We start from the raw sequence: 13,065 nt of genomic DNA, 5'->3' as shown, positions 1-13,065 counted from the left end.
CTATGTTAAGGGTATTGGCTACCGGTTACTTATTGCTGTTAAGCTTTAGCTTACATGCGGCAACAGAATCCGTAATGAGTTTATTGGACAACCGTTTTCGAGTTGATCCCAGTATTGAACAAGTCACCTTTGTGATTTATCGAGCCGATAACTCTAAACCTGTCGTTTTGGTTCGTCCGGATGGCAAGAAATACTACGCTTGGCGTAATGCTGATAATGTCCGTTGGTACGAAGAATCGTCCATGGACATCATATCTATCGACAAACCGATGCCAGGACCTTGGCAAGCGGTTGGGAAGGTCTCACCTAAGAACAATATCAAATTACTATCTCATCTTGTTTTGGATGCCAATGACTTCCCAGACAAACTGTATCAAACCGAACACATTAAATTTACGGCTCGTTTGACCTCTGACGGCAAGCCTCTTGTGCTGCGTGATTTTTTAGATCGCGTGAAACTTAAGGTCACTTTTACTAAGTTCGTTGAAAATGAAGAGTCTTTAGTGAGAGAGGCGCGCCCAATTCCGGTTGTGATGGGCGAGTTTGCCGACGATGGCAGTGGTCTTGATGAAAAAGCCGGAGATGGCGTTTTCACTGTGTCGTTGCCGATTGATATTGAGCCAGGTAAATACCGCGCGCGTATTACTTCTGGCAATGGTGTGTTCCTGCGAGCACAAGAGCAAGAAGTTTTGGTGTACCCAACACCGATCACTACAACCTTCATTCAGTCTCGAAAAGAGGGGCAGCCTCATACGATTGTCGTTTCAGGGGAGCCGGGCATGATTGCGCCTAGTTCGTTAGCGGTTCATGTTGAACACAAAGCTCCGGATGAATACGAAATGTATAAGCAGGGCCAAGCTGAGGTCGATGCAATGAAAGTCGCTTTAGAGCTGCCTTATAATGGCGATTTGGGGATTTATAACTGGTCGGGGATGGTTTACGCCACTGATGCCTCAAGCCAACGTCCACTGATCTTTCCCATTACCGAGCACTCGTACAGCGTTGTTGAAGATATCGATTTAGCGGAGTCACGACGCCTGCAAGAACAAGCGCTTGCTGAGCAAAAGCGTATCGCAGCAGAGTTGATGATACTTCAGAAGCGTGAAGATGACAGGCAGCGCAGTATGATCATTATTGCGGTGGGTAATGTGGTCGCGATTCTATTAGGTTTATTGATTTGGTTTGTGGTTCGTCGGGTAAAGGCGAAGAAAAAAGCTCAACCAGAGATGCAGCTTAAGGCACCAAAGTAACTTGTCTATATCATTGGAGTTGTCTTGAGAGAGCAAACTTCGAGAGAACAAATCTCGAGAAAGTAAGCTTCGAGAATGTCAGCATTAAAATTTGTGACAACGATGTCATGACCAAAAAAAACGGGACTCATAGGAGTCCCGTTGTTGTTTCTTTTTCTGACCTTAAGCGACGTTATCAATCGATTGGTCTGGGTACTGAGACTTTGCTGCAAGCTCCTCTGGAGAGAAGTCGTCAACGTTAATCGTGTACAGTCTATGTTCCTCTGCACTGACAAGCAACGCAGCTTCTTTCTCCGTTAAGATACCTTTCTCAAGTCCCAATTGAGCGACAAGATCAAGACGTAAGAAGGCACGTTTTTGATGTGTCTCTTTGCAGACTTTGTCGAATAGAGGTTCTGCTTGAAGAATGACTTCTAGTGCTTTTTCAATCTTACCCACTGGGTTGTATTCAGTCGCTTCCAAGTATTGGCCGCGGCCGATACGAGAACGTGTTTCGCTTGGCGTTTGTAGAATGTGCGCGACTTGGCTGTCCAGTTTGTCGTTTGGCGCACGACGAATGCGACCGAATGGCATCAACACAACACGAAGTAAGCGACCAATCACAGGATTAGGGAAGTTCGCTAGGAACTCATCAATCGCAACTTCAGTCTGACGTAAACTATCTTGCATACCCCAATGTACTAACGGTAAATCTTCAGCGTGGCTGCCTTCACTTTCGAAGCGCTTAAGTGTTGCTGAACCTAGGTACAGTTGGCTTAGGATATCGCCTAATCTTGCTGATAGGCGCTCTCTGCGTTTCAGTGAACCACCCAAAACGGCCATTGAAATGTCAGAAAGTAGCGCTAAGTTGGCACTGTAGCGGTTCAATTTTTGGTAGTAGCGTTGAGTCTGTTTGTCCGCTTTATTAGATGGTGTTGGCGTGTCTGAGCCTCGACCATCAGTTAAACCAAACCACAAACTGCGGACTAGGTTGCTCATCGTAAAGCTAACGTGTCCTGCTAACGCTGAATCAAACTTATCCAGTGCATCGCTACTTTCAGAATAAGCGGCTTCCATTTCATTCAGTACGTAAGGATGACAACGAATTGCACCTTGACCATAGATGATCATCGAACGAGTTAGGATGTTGGCACCTTCCACGGTTATCGCGATTGGCGCGCCTTGGTAGCTACGAGCTAAGAAGTTTGATGGACCTAAGCAAATGCCTTTACCACCGACGATATCCATCGCATCGATGATGCTGCGTTGGCCACGGTGAGTACAGTGGTACTTCACAATTGCTGAGATAACCGAAGGCTTTTCGCCAAGATCGATACCTGCAACCGTTAGGTTACTTGCCGCATCCATTACGTAGGCATTACCTGCTAGGCGTGCAAGCGGCTCTTCAACTCCTTCCATACGACCAATAGGTTGTTTGAACTGGCGACGAATACGAGCGTAAGCACCGGTTGCCAGCGCAGCCGATTTAATGCCGCCCGTTGAGTTTGAAGGCAGTGTGATACCACGACCAACAGATAGACACTCAACCAGCATACGCCAGCCTTGTCCGGCCATCTTCTGGCCACCAATGATGAAATCGATAGGAACGAAGAGATCATCACCTTGGGTTGGGCCATTTTGGAACGGTACGTTAAGTGGGGAGTGACGATTACCAATCTTCACGCCTTTTAAATCTGTAGGGATAAGCGCGCAAGTGATACCGAGCTCTTGCTTGTCACCAAGTAGGCCGTCTGGATCTCGTAATTTAAACGCAAGTCCCAATACTGTTGCGACAGGTGCAAGGGTAATGTAGCGCTTGTTCCAAGTGAGGCGCATGCCTAAGACTTCTTCGCCTTGCCATTCGCCTTTACATACAATGCCGTAATCAGGGATTGAGCCTGCATCTGAGCCAGCTTCCGGGCTAGTTAGGGCAAAACAAGGGATCTCTTTACCTTCCGCTAAACGGGGTAGGTAGTGGTTTCTTTGTTCTTCTGTACCGTAGTGCTGCAATAGCTCACCGGGGCCTAACGAGTTAGGTACGCCAACGGTTGATGACAATACGCTAGAAACGCCTGTTAGCTTCTGTAGTACTAAAGACTGAGCGTAAGCCGAGAACTCTAAACCGCCATATTTTTTCTTGATGATCATTGCGAAGAATTTATGGTCTTTCAGGTATTGCCATACTTCTGGTGGCAAATCAGCCAGCTCATGCGTTACTTGGTAATCATTGACCATTTCACACACTGTATTTACTGGACCATCTAAAAATGCTTGCTCAGCTTCAGACAGCTTCGGGTCAGCGATGTTTTGAAGTTTCTTCCATTCAGGCTTGCCTTTGAACAGCTCTGCTTCCCACCACACAGTACCCGCTTCTAATGCTTCCTTTTCTGTCTGAGACATTGCAGGCAGTACTTTTTTAAACAAAGAAAGCGCTTTTTGACTGATGATGGTCTGACGAATTGCCGGTACAGCAAAAATCGCAATGGCTAAGAGATAACAAAGCCAGCCAGTGACAGCTACGCCGCCAAACAGTGTTAATGCTACCATTGTGCCGGTTAATACGATTAATGCGCGTACTAGGCTAACTCTATGGTAAAGACAGACGCTTAAGACTGCTGTCATGCCGAGTAGGGAGAGCAATATGTTCATGATCGATTTCCTTTTCAGAGATCACTTATTGTTATTAAGTTTAGGTAAGAGGTCTAACCAGTCAAGTGTAAACAAAATATTAAATATTTGTAAAACTCTAAAGTGGATAAAAAGTGATCTCAATAGAGTTAAAGTTCTAATTGTGAGAGGTTGGTGGCGAATATTTGGGCGGATCGGCAGCGACAGGCTAATAAAGGTGGCAATCTTTGGGCTTAAGTGTCGACACTATTTCATGTTTGTGGGTAAACTCAGTGATAAAGAGGGGGAAACCCCCAGTTCTCATTTCGCGCACTTTAAGTTGCGTCAAAAAAATAAGAGATAAGCCTTATGTACCATGACCTAATCAAAAGTGAATTGAACGAAGCTGCTGACGTTCTTAACAAGTTCTTGAGTGATGACCATAACATTGCCCAAATTGAAGCTGCCGCAAAACTGATTGCAGATTCATTTAAGCAAGAGGGTAAAGTACTTTCTTGTGGTAACGGTGGCTCACACTGTGATGCGATGCACTTCGCGGAAGAGCTTACTGGCCGATACCGTGAAAATCGTCCAGGTTACGCTGGTATTGCGATTTCAGATCCTAGCCATTTATCTTGTGTAAGTAACGACTTTGGCTACGACCACGTATTTTCTCGTTATGTAGAAGCGGTAGGCCGTAAGGGTGACGTGTTGTTTGGTTTATCGACTTCTGGTAACTCTGCCAACATTTTAAAAGCGATTGAAGCTGCTCAAGCTAAAGGCATGAAAACCATTGCGCTAACCGGTAAAGATGGCGGTAAAATGGCAGGTTGTGCCGATATCGAAATTCGAGTTCCACATTTTGGTTACGCTGACCGCATCCAAGAGATTCACATTAAGATCATCCACATTGTGATTCAGCTTGTTGAAAAAGAAATGGAATAATAGTTTTAAAGACATTTGGGGCCCAACTTAGGCTCCATTGGTTTTGATAGGGAGTAGATTAAACCATGTGTGAATTGCTCGGTATGAGCGCGAATGTGCCAACTGATATTTGTTTTAGCTTTACTGGTCTTATGCAGCGTGGAGGCAATACCGGCCCGCACCGCGATGGCTGGGGTATTACTTTCTATGAAGGAAAGGGTTTCCGTACGTTTAAAGATCCTAACCCTAGTTGTGAATCCAAGATCGCTGAGTTGGTTCAAAACTACCCAATTAAAAGTCAAGCTGTTGTCAGTCATATCCGTCAAGCTAATCGTGGTGGCGTTAATCTAGAAAATACTCACCCATTTACCCGTGAGCTTTGGGGACGATACTGGACCTTCGCCCATAATGGCCAATTAACGGATTACGATGATCTGGTTAGTGGTCGTTTCAGACCGGTCGGTGAGACGGACAGTGAACTTTCTTTCTGTTGGTTAGTGAAACAATTAGAAGATCGTTTTCCTGAACCACCACAAGACATGGAAGGTATGTTTCGCTTTGTCGCTGAGTGTTGTGATCAGCTAAGAGAGAAAGGCGTCTTCAACATGTTACTCAGTGATGGTGAGTACGTGATGACCTACTGTACGAATCATTTGTACTGGATAACAAGACGCGCGCCTTTTGGCAATGCGAGCCTGATTGATGAAGATGTTGAGATAAACTTCCAAGAAGAGACCACGCCGAATGATGTGGTCACGGTGGTAGCAACTCAGCCTCTAACATGCAATGAAGAGTGGTTTAGAATGAAGCCGGGCGAATATGCGTTGTTTCATTTTGGTGAGCTGATCGGCAATAACCATAAAGCCTTGGAAGATGTTGCTTATGCACCTAAAAAGGTTGCAAGCCAAGCACCAACTGAGCCATTGAGCTAAACGTTCCGAATAGTATCATTTTTGATCCGAACATAAGAAAGGCCGCTTACTGAACCAATAAGTCAATAAGCGGCCTTTTTATTTTCTGATTTTTAAGGGCTTGCTCTTTAGTGATTTACTTTGCGAGAATAGCTATACGAATTACTCTTCTGCGTAACCGTGTTTGCCTAATATTTTACCGTCTAAGACGGCTTGCCCGTTTACCATCGATAAACGATCTTCGGCAAACCATTTACAGACCATAGGGTAAATGCAGTGTTCTTGGGTGAGCACTCGGCTTGCTAATATGTCAGCATCATCATCTTTAAATACTGGCACCTTAGCCTGTAAGATCACTGGGCCACCATCGAGCTCTTCGGTAACAAAGTGGACGCTGGTGCCATGCTCTTTGTCCTTTGCATCAATAGCACGCTGGTGGGTGTGGAGCCCAGGATACTTAGGTAATAGAGAAGGGTGGATATTGATCATTTTCCCCGCGTAATGACGAACAAACTCTGAACTCAGAATGCGCATGTAGCCAGCGAGTACAATCAGGTCGGGTTGGTAAGCATCGATCTGAACCATCAATTCATGATCAAACTCTTCACGCGAGTTAAATTCTTTTGGATTCACCGAGTGAGCGTCAACACCTGCTGATTTTGCACGCTCTAGACCAAAAGCATCCGCTTTATTTGAGAAGACGGCCTTAACAGAGGCGTCAATCGTGTGGCTGTCACAGGCATCCAAAATTGCCTGCAAGTTACTTCCGCTTCCTGAGATTAAAACGACGATGTTTTTCTTCGAGTGACTGTTATTCATAGAATGGCTGTTCTTCATAGAGTGGGTCATGCGATTGGTTAACTGAAGTATTTACAATGTACTTACATAAACTAAGGTTTTCTGCGGGCTAAATAGCAAAATGAGGACCATAAGGTCCTCATTGATTAACTAAGTAAGCGAACGCATCACTTATTTGATTTCAACTTGCTCTTCGCCAGTTTCAGCGTTAGCAATTTCACCGATAACCCAAGCGTTTTCGCCTTCAGCTTTCAGCAGTTCAACAGCAGCGTCTGCTTGACCTTTAGGTAGAGCAACAACAAGGCCAACACCACAGTTGAAAGTGCGGTACATTTCAAATGTTTCCACGTTGCCTTTCTCTTGTAGCCAGCTGAAGATAGCAGGCCATTCCCAGCTCTTGCCATCAATCACTGCTTTAGTGCCTTCAGGAAGTACGCGTGGGATGTTTTCCCAGAAACCACCACCTGTGATGTGCGAGATAGCATGAATGTCATGCTCAGCAATCATCTTAAGTGCCGATTTGATGTAAATCTTAGTCGGTTCTAGTAGGTGCTCACCAATAGTGCGACCTTCTAGTTCTTCACTCTTATCAGCACCAGAAACTTCTAGAACTTTACGAATTAAAGAGTAACCGTTTGAGTGTGGACCACTTGAACCAACAGCGATAAGTGCGTCGCCTGCAGCTACTTTAGTGCCATCGATGATGTCAGCTTTTTCTACGACACCAACACAGAAGCCAGCAACATCGTAGTCATCGCCTTCGTACATGCCAGGCATTTCAGCCGTTTCACCACCGATTAGTGCACAGCCAGCTTGAACACAACCTTCAGCGATACCAGAAACAACGTCTGCAGCTGTATCTACATCTAGCTTACCTGTTGCGTAGTAGTCTAGGAAGAATAACGGCTCACCACCTTGAACGATTAAGTCGTTCACACACATTGCCACTAGATCGATACCAATGGTGTCGTGTTTTTTCAGATCCAAAGCAAGGCGAAGTTTAGTACCAACACCATCAGTACCTGAAACAAGTACCGGCTCTTTGTATTTCGTTGGAAGTTCACATAGGGCGCCAAAGCCACCAATACCGCCCATTACTTCAGGGCGACGAGTGCGTTTAACAGCACCTTTGATACGGTCTACTAGTGCATTACCTGCGTCGATATCAACACCAGCGTCTTTGTAGCTTAGAGAAGAAGTATTACCACTCACGGGATAGTCCTCGAACTTAAGTTGGATGTGAAAACGGCGCTATTCTAACAGGGCTTGATTACCAAGAGCAAACGTTTGCGCGGTTTTTTTTATTAGAATAAAGATTCTGAAATAACCCCACAGTTCGTGTATAATCTACAGGTTTGTTTAAATATTGCCGGAGTTGGAAATGAAAGTTGTTGAAGTGAAACACCCGCTAGTAAAACATAAAATTGGCCTGATGCGTGAAGGTGACATTAGCACTAAGCGTTTTCGTGAGCTAGCGACAGAAGTGGGTAGCCTTCTAACATACGAAGCGACATCAGATTTTGAAACTGAGCGTGTGACGATTAACGGTTGGAACGGTCCAGTAGAAGTTGACCAAATTAAAGGTAAAAAAGTAACGGTAGTGCCAATTCTACGTGCTGGTCTAGGCATGATGGACGGCGTTCTTGAGCACATCCCAAGTGCACGTATCAGCGTTGTTGGTATCTACCGTGACGAAGAAACGCTTGAGCCAGTACCATACTTTAACAAGCTTGCATCTAACATCGATGAGCGTATTGCTCTAGTGGTAGATCCAATGCTTGCGACAGGTGGTTCTATGATCGCGACTATCGACCTTATGAAAGAGAAAGGTTGTAAGCACTTTAAGATTCTTGTGCTTGTTGCTGCTCCTGAAGGTATCGCTGCTCTAGAAAAAGCGCACCCAGATGTTGAGCTGTACACGGCTGCAATCGATGAGAAGCTAAACGACAAGGGCTACATTGTTCCTGGTCTTGGCGATGCTGGTGATAAGATCTTCGGTACTAAGTAATTCAGTTTCGGTTTAAATTAATTCAAAGAGTTTTAAATTTAACTGAACCTGCTTAATTAGCCGTATAAATAAAAGGGAGAGCATTCGATGCTCTCCCTTTTTTGATCTTGTTAGGTTGTGATTTTTTTGAATCCAGCCTTACCGATAAATTAATCGATTTGAGCTTTGTCTACTACGGTGTTGTCGCCTAATTCTTCTGGAAGGACTAGGTTAAGTAGGATTGCCACTATGCCACATAAGCTTACGCCCTGTAGGCTAAAGTCACCGATGCCAAATGCCATGCCGCCAATACCGAAGACTAACGTAATACCCACAATCACAAGGTTGCGTGATTTATGTAGGTCTACTTTATTCTGAATTAGAGTATTCAAGCCTACCGTCGCGATTGAACCAAACAGTAGAATCATGATGCCGCCCATCACAGGAACAGGAATCGTTTGAAGTAGCGCGCCTAGCTTACCGACCAATGCAAGAACAATCGCTGTTACCGCAGCCCAAGTCATGATCACTGGGTTGAATGCTTTGGTCAGCATTACTGCACCTGTTACTTCACTGTACGTAGTGTTTGGTGGAGCGCCCAGCATTGAAGCGGCAATTGTTGCCACACCGTCACCAGTAATAGTGCGGTGTAAACCTGGCTTCTTAAGGTAGTCTTTGCCGGTAACGTTCGAGATAGCAAGCATGTCGCCCACGTGCTCAACAGCAGGTGCAATCGCAACAAACACCATAAAGAAGATCGCGTTGATGTTGAACTCTGGCGCGGTGAAGTTAGGTAGAGCTAACCAAGCAGCTTGAGCAACTGGAGTGAAATCAACGACACCGTAAACCAAGCTTGTGATGTAACCCGCGACAATGCCACCAAAGATAGGCAGCAGTTTAAGGAAGCCTTTCGAGAACACACTGATGACAATCGTCACGAGCAATGAAATAGATGAAATCCACAATGCTGCGTCTGCATCGATAAGCTGAACCGCACCATCGCCTGTTTTACCTAGCGCCATGTTTACCGCAACAGGCGCAAGACCTAAACCGATCACCATGATCACAGGGCCAACCACGACGGGTGGAAGCAGCTTATGGATGAAGGCTACACCACGCACTTTAATCAACGCACCCATTAATACATACACAACACCGGCTGCCATTAGGCCGCCCATGGTTGCGCCAACACCCCAAGTTTGAATACCAAACATGATAGGGGCGATGAATGCAAAAGAAGATGCTAAGAAGATTGGCACTGAACGGCGTGTAATAAGTTGGAATAAAAGGGTACCGATACCTGCGCCAAAGAGTGCAACGTTGGGATCAAGTCCTGTTAGTAGCGGCACCAGTACAAGCGCACCAAACGCTACAAACAGCATTTGCGCACCTTGCAGAGCATTTTTCATGTTATGTCCTTAAAAATGGTCGTTATATGAAAAGCGAAAAATAAAATTCGCGGGATTCTATCACTTAGCAATCGATTGCCACACCAAATAGATCAAATTTATTTATCTTAGTGATATTTTATATCCATCCTCGCCCGAAAAACTCAGTTTATAAGTGAGCGATTTATCATGGCCAGGTGATATTTTAAGGTTATTAAACACAGTGGGCGCTATCGACCTTGCCCCTCAATCCATAGTTGCTTATCATCTAGGCACAAGATTTGAATATTAGGATCAGTATGCGCTACATAGCATTGTTGTTGATGGGACTATTAGCCTCTCCGAGTTATGCCTTAACTCAAGTAGATATTTTTAGTGCTGAAGTTGCGATTAACGCTGAAAACAAACAGCCAGAACAGGTGGCAAGAAATACAGGTATGGAGCAGGTATTGATACGTGCGACTGGCCAAACCGATGTCGCTTCGAATGAGACGATTCAAAAGGCGATGCGTAAAAGTTCGCAGTACATGTCTCAAATGAGTTTTGGCGAAAGCAATGACCAATCAACATTGCGTATGCGTTTTAACGGTGCTCAAATCCGTTCTCTATTGACGCAAGCACAGTTGCCGTACTGGCCTGACACGCGTTCAAACATCCTTGTTTGGCTGGTGGAAGAACAGAACTACGACAAGAATATTGTGTGGGAACACTCCAACTCACAATTAGCGGCAGGTTTACAAGCCAACGCAAAAGAGCGCGGTTTGCCTCTAACGCTACCTGTGGGTGATTTTGATGACATTACGGGTATTGCGACTTCTGATCTTTGGGGTAGCTTTGTTACACCAATCAGTAAAGCGAGTCAGCGTTACCCAGTTGATGCTGTTCTGGTGATAAAGGCTCAATCTTCAGGTCTACGTTGGACTCTATACGATCAAAAACCAAACCAATTGAAGAGCGCACCAAAATCGCCAGTCAGTGGTTCGCTATCGGGCAACAGCGCGACGACTTCTAAGAAACTTGTCGACCAAATCAGTAGCTACTACGCAGGTAAAAGTGCGGTTACAGTAGCAAGTGAATCATCAGAGTCGATTTTAACGCAATTTATTAGCCTGAATAACGCACAAGACTTCTTCCAATTGGAGAATGCACTTAAGCGTTTAAACTCGGTGGCAAGCTTAGATATTCTGAAAATTCAGAATAACGAAGTAACTTTTCGAATTCACTTATTGTCGACTCAAAAAGAGTTTGAGCAAGAAGTAGAAAGCATTCGCCAAGTCGCAAAGGTTGAAGAATCTTACATTGAACCTGAAGTGAGCCCTGAATTTGAAACGCAAGACAACACCATGTCTGTAGGCGATGATTCAGCAGCTGTTACTGATACGACCCTGAACGATGATTCAGCAGCTGTTACTGATACGACCCTGAACGATGGCGCAGAAGCGACGGCTTACGAAGCAGACCCAAGTGTTCAAGTCATCAAAGGTAGTGAGTTATCAACTGAAGCGGATGCTGAGCTAACGAATACGTCTGGCTCGGAAGAGCTAACAGTTGTTGCGGCAGTACATGCTAAGCCAAGCCTAGTATACGAATGGGTTCGCTAGTGATTGTCTTCTGACATGACCGATTGAAATGAATTCATGAAAAAAGCCCTGCAAGAGAAATCTCGCAGGGCTTTTTGTTTGTTGTCACTTTTTTCTATTGATACTAGGTCTGGACAACCTAATCCAGGTTACTGCTCGAACTTAGCTTTCTCGGTCTTTTCTACTTCAGAAAGGCGCTTAAGTTTGATGCCTAATTCTTTGGCTCGAAAGCGAGTAAATAAGATATTGCCCGCGAAGCCTAAAGTCGTCAGAAGCAGTTCTACAGCAGCTAATAAGCGCTCGCCACCGTCTACATACAAAATAGTTAATGCGTGTAGGAAGTAGAGCATTAAGACAAAGTTCGCCCAAGCATGCGTATAAGGTTTACCTGCTAGAATGCCCGGTAATGGGAGTAACAGCGGTATAGCCCAAGCGATAGCAAGCGTTACATTACTTAGATGAGGATGCGGCGAAAGTGTCATCTGCCAAGCAATCACCCAGAATAAAAGCGACAAGTTGCCCGCTAGAGCAAGGTAGCGGAATAGCTTGGTTGTGGGAGACATCGCCTTCTCTGGCATATACATCATAGAGAAATTCCCTTCTGGTTTATTGCGATGCGCGCTAGGCGTTTGCCTAGGTTTTGCGCCAACTCAATTTCATCTTTGCTTAATGAAGCGCTCTCTCCGGTACTACTCGCACCATAGGGTGTGCCACCAGTTTGAGTGGTATGCAGCGCAGGTTCTGAGTAGGGGATGCCCACCACTAACATGCCATGGTGAAGCAGTGGCAACATCATACTTTGTTGTGTGGTCTCTTGCCCGCCATGCAATGATGAAGAAGAGGTAAACACGCAAGCTGGTTTATCGATCAGATCGCCATTTATCCACAGTGATGTTGTGCTGTCCCAAAAGTGCTTCATAGGTCCAGCCATGTTGCCAAACCAAACCGGACTGCCTAGTGCTAAACCATCGCAAGAACGGAGCTCTTGCAATGTCGCGATAGGATCGGTTGGCTGATAACGCGAATCAGGCTGCTCTTCTGCTGTGTATACTTCGTTCACGGTTCTTAACATGGCTTCGCAGTTAGGGATAGATTCAACCCCTCGTGCAATTTGCCTTGCTAGCGCTCGTGTGTTGCCGTGGCGGCTGTAGTAGAGAACAAGAATGTTGATGCTCATATCGGCTTACAGAATCTCTAGCACTTGCTCTGGTGGACGACCAATCTTTGCTTTGTTGTTCGCAACAACAACAGGGCGCTCAAACAGTTTTGGATTTGTCGCCATTGCTGAGAATAGATCTTCATCGGTAACCGATGCATCGCCAAGATTAGCCTCTTTGTAATCCGCTTCTTTGGTGCGCATCATTTCGCGAACACTGTCAAAACCAAGCTGCGTGAAAAGCACTTTAAGTTGCTCGATGGTTAAAGGCGTATCTAGGTATTTGATAACTTCTGGCTGTACGCCGTTTGCTTCAAGCAGTTCGAGAGTTTGACGGCTCTTTGAGCAGCGTGGGTTATGATAAATCACGACGGACATGGTTCTTCCTCATTATTATTTTTGATTTAATTGTTCAGTTGAAGCCACTTGAGTGGCTTCTTTAACTATGTAACGTTGAGCTTTCTTTTTCTTCTGACAACTAACCG

At 45.2% G+C, this 13,065-nt stretch carries 12 protein-coding genes; 5 read left to right on the top strand and 7 right to left on the bottom strand.

The window, feature by feature from the left end:
- Window positions 1-2 precede the first annotated feature (2 nt).
- The gene (locus L3V33_RS10285) at window positions 3-1,250 is read left to right on the top strand and encodes a TIGR03503 family protein (RefSeq protein WP_237290337.1); all 1,248 of its coding nucleotides are present in this window, start codon (window positions 3-5) and stop codon (window positions 1,248-1,250) included.
- Window positions 1,251-1,412: 162 nt separating this feature from the next.
- On the opposite strand, the gene fadE is transcribed toward L3V33_RS10285, so the two are convergent.
- Window positions 1,413-3,878: an acyl-CoA dehydrogenase FadE gene (gene fadE / locus L3V33_RS10280; RefSeq protein ID WP_237290336.1), complete on the bottom strand. Its 2,466-nt coding sequence runs from the start codon at window positions 3,876-3,878 to the stop codon at window positions 1,413-1,415.
- A 327-nt stretch (window positions 3,879-4,205) separates the two neighbouring features.
- Here fadE and lpcA point away from each other — a divergent pair, with 327 nt between their 5' ends.
- A complete protein-coding gene (lpcA, locus tag L3V33_RS10275; protein ID WP_004734322.1) occupies window positions 4,206-4,781 on the top strand; it encodes a D-sedoheptulose 7-phosphate isomerase in 576 nt (191 codons plus the stop codon).
- Between the two features lie 65 nt (window positions 4,782-4,846).
- Window positions 4,847-5,692 carry a class II glutamine amidotransferase gene (locus L3V33_RS10270; protein WP_017079424.1) on the top strand — a complete coding sequence of 282 codons (846 nt, stop codon included), beginning with the start codon at window positions 4,847-4,849 and terminating at the stop codon, window positions 5,690-5,692.
- A gap of 141 nt (window positions 5,693-5,833) precedes the next feature.
- Here L3V33_RS10270 and purN read toward each other — a convergent pair whose 3' ends face one another.
- Both purN and purM read right to left on the bottom strand, forming a co-directional pair.
- The gene (gene purN, locus L3V33_RS10265) at window positions 5,834-6,520 is read right to left on the bottom strand and encodes a phosphoribosylglycinamide formyltransferase (RefSeq protein WP_114633891.1); all 687 of its coding nucleotides are present in this window, start codon (window positions 6,518-6,520) and stop codon (window positions 5,834-5,836) included.
- A 120-nt stretch (window positions 6,521-6,640) separates the two neighbouring features.
- Entirely contained in the window at window positions 6,641-7,681 is a 1,041-nt protein-coding gene (gene purM / locus L3V33_RS10260) for a phosphoribosylformylglycinamidine cyclo-ligase (protein ID WP_114633890.1), read from the bottom strand.
- 169 nt (window positions 7,682-7,850) lie between these two features.
- Between purM and upp the strand changes: the two genes are divergently transcribed.
- Window positions 7,851-8,477, top strand: a complete 627-nt coding sequence (gene upp / locus L3V33_RS10255) for a uracil phosphoribosyltransferase (RefSeq protein ID WP_004734318.1) — start codon at window positions 7,851-7,853, stop codon at window positions 8,475-8,477.
- Between the two features lie 149 nt (window positions 8,478-8,626).
- Here the strand turns inward: upp and L3V33_RS10250 are convergent, their stop codons facing one another.
- Window positions 8,627-9,865, bottom strand: a complete 1,239-nt coding sequence (locus tag L3V33_RS10250) for a uracil-xanthine permease family protein (protein WP_017100802.1) — start codon at window positions 9,863-9,865, stop codon at window positions 8,627-8,629.
- 278 nt (window positions 9,866-10,143) lie between these two features.
- Here L3V33_RS10250 and L3V33_RS10245 point away from each other — a divergent pair, with 278 nt between their 5' ends.
- Window positions 10,144-11,445, top strand: a complete 1,302-nt coding sequence (locus tag L3V33_RS10245; protein ID WP_237290335.1) for a DUF2066 domain-containing protein — start codon at window positions 10,144-10,146, stop codon at window positions 11,443-11,445.
- A 128-nt stretch (window positions 11,446-11,573) separates the two neighbouring features.
- Here the strand turns inward: L3V33_RS10245 and L3V33_RS10240 are convergent, their stop codons facing one another.
- The 3 genes from L3V33_RS10240 to arsC are packed head-to-tail and all read right to left on the bottom strand — an operon-like array spanning window position 11,574 to window position 12,958.
- Window positions 11,574-12,011, bottom strand: a complete 438-nt coding sequence (locus L3V33_RS10240) for a DUF2069 domain-containing protein (protein ID WP_004734315.1) — start codon at window positions 12,009-12,011, stop codon at window positions 11,574-11,576.
- Window positions 12,008-12,601 (bottom strand): NAD(P)H:quinone oxidoreductase, encoded by a 594-nt coding sequence (wrbA, locus tag L3V33_RS10235; RefSeq protein ID WP_237290334.1) that lies wholly within the window; start codon window positions 12,599-12,601, stop codon window positions 12,008-12,010. The genes L3V33_RS10240 and wrbA overlap by 4 nt, the downstream gene beginning before the upstream one ends.
- Window positions 12,602-12,607: 6 nt before the next feature.
- Entirely contained in the window at window positions 12,608-12,958 is a 351-nt protein-coding gene (arsC, locus tag L3V33_RS10230; RefSeq protein WP_017086244.1) for an arsenate reductase (glutaredoxin), read from the bottom strand.
- Between the last annotated feature and the right edge of the window lie 107 nt (window positions 12,959-13,065).

It is taken from the genome of Vibrio sp. A2-1, assembly GCF_021728355.1.
Taxonomy (GTDB): Bacteria; Pseudomonadota; Gammaproteobacteria; order Enterobacterales; family Vibrionaceae; genus Vibrio; species Vibrio splendidus_K.
The sequence above is the reverse complement of the archived record's forward strand: the minus strand, read 5'-3'. Positions and strand labels throughout refer to the sequence as shown.

What these genes read in the sequence shown, in the direction of transcription:
- L3V33_RS10285 (WP_237290337.1), top strand. Translation starts at nt 3, where the DNA reads ATGTTAAGGGTATTGGCTACCGGTTACTTATTGCTGTTAAGCTTTAGC.
- fadE (WP_237290336.1), bottom strand. Translation starts at nt 3,878, where the DNA reads ATGAACATATTGCTCTCCCTACTCGGCATGACAGCAGTCTTAAGCGTC.
- lpcA (WP_004734322.1), top strand. Translation starts at nt 4,206, where the DNA reads ATGTACCATGACCTAATCAAAAGTGAATTGAACGAAGCTGCTGACGTT.
- L3V33_RS10270 (WP_017079424.1), top strand. Translation starts at nt 4,847, where the DNA reads ATGTGTGAATTGCTCGGTATGAGCGCGAATGTGCCAACTGATATTTGT.
- purN (WP_114633891.1), bottom strand. Translation starts at nt 6,520, where the DNA reads ATGACCCACTCTATGAAGAACAGCCATTCTATGAATAACAGTCACTCG.
- upp (WP_004734318.1), top strand. Translation starts at nt 7,851, where the DNA reads ATGAAAGTTGTTGAAGTGAAACACCCGCTAGTAAAACATAAAATTGGC.
- L3V33_RS10250 (WP_017100802.1), bottom strand. Translation starts at nt 9,865, where the DNA reads ATGAAAAATGCTCTGCAAGGTGCGCAAATGCTGTTTGTAGCGTTTGGT.
- L3V33_RS10245 (WP_237290335.1), top strand. Translation starts at nt 10,144, where the DNA reads ATGCGCTACATAGCATTGTTGTTGATGGGACTATTAGCCTCTCCGAGT.
- L3V33_RS10240 (WP_004734315.1), bottom strand. Translation starts at nt 12,011, where the DNA reads ATGATGTATATGCCAGAGAAGGCGATGTCTCCCACAACCAAGCTATTC.
- wrbA (WP_237290334.1), bottom strand. Translation starts at nt 12,601, where the DNA reads ATGAGCATCAACATTCTTGTTCTCTACTACAGCCGCCACGGCAACACA.
- arsC (WP_017086244.1), bottom strand. Translation starts at nt 12,958, where the DNA reads ATGTCCGTCGTGATTTATCATAACCCACGCTGCTCAAAGAGCCGTCAA.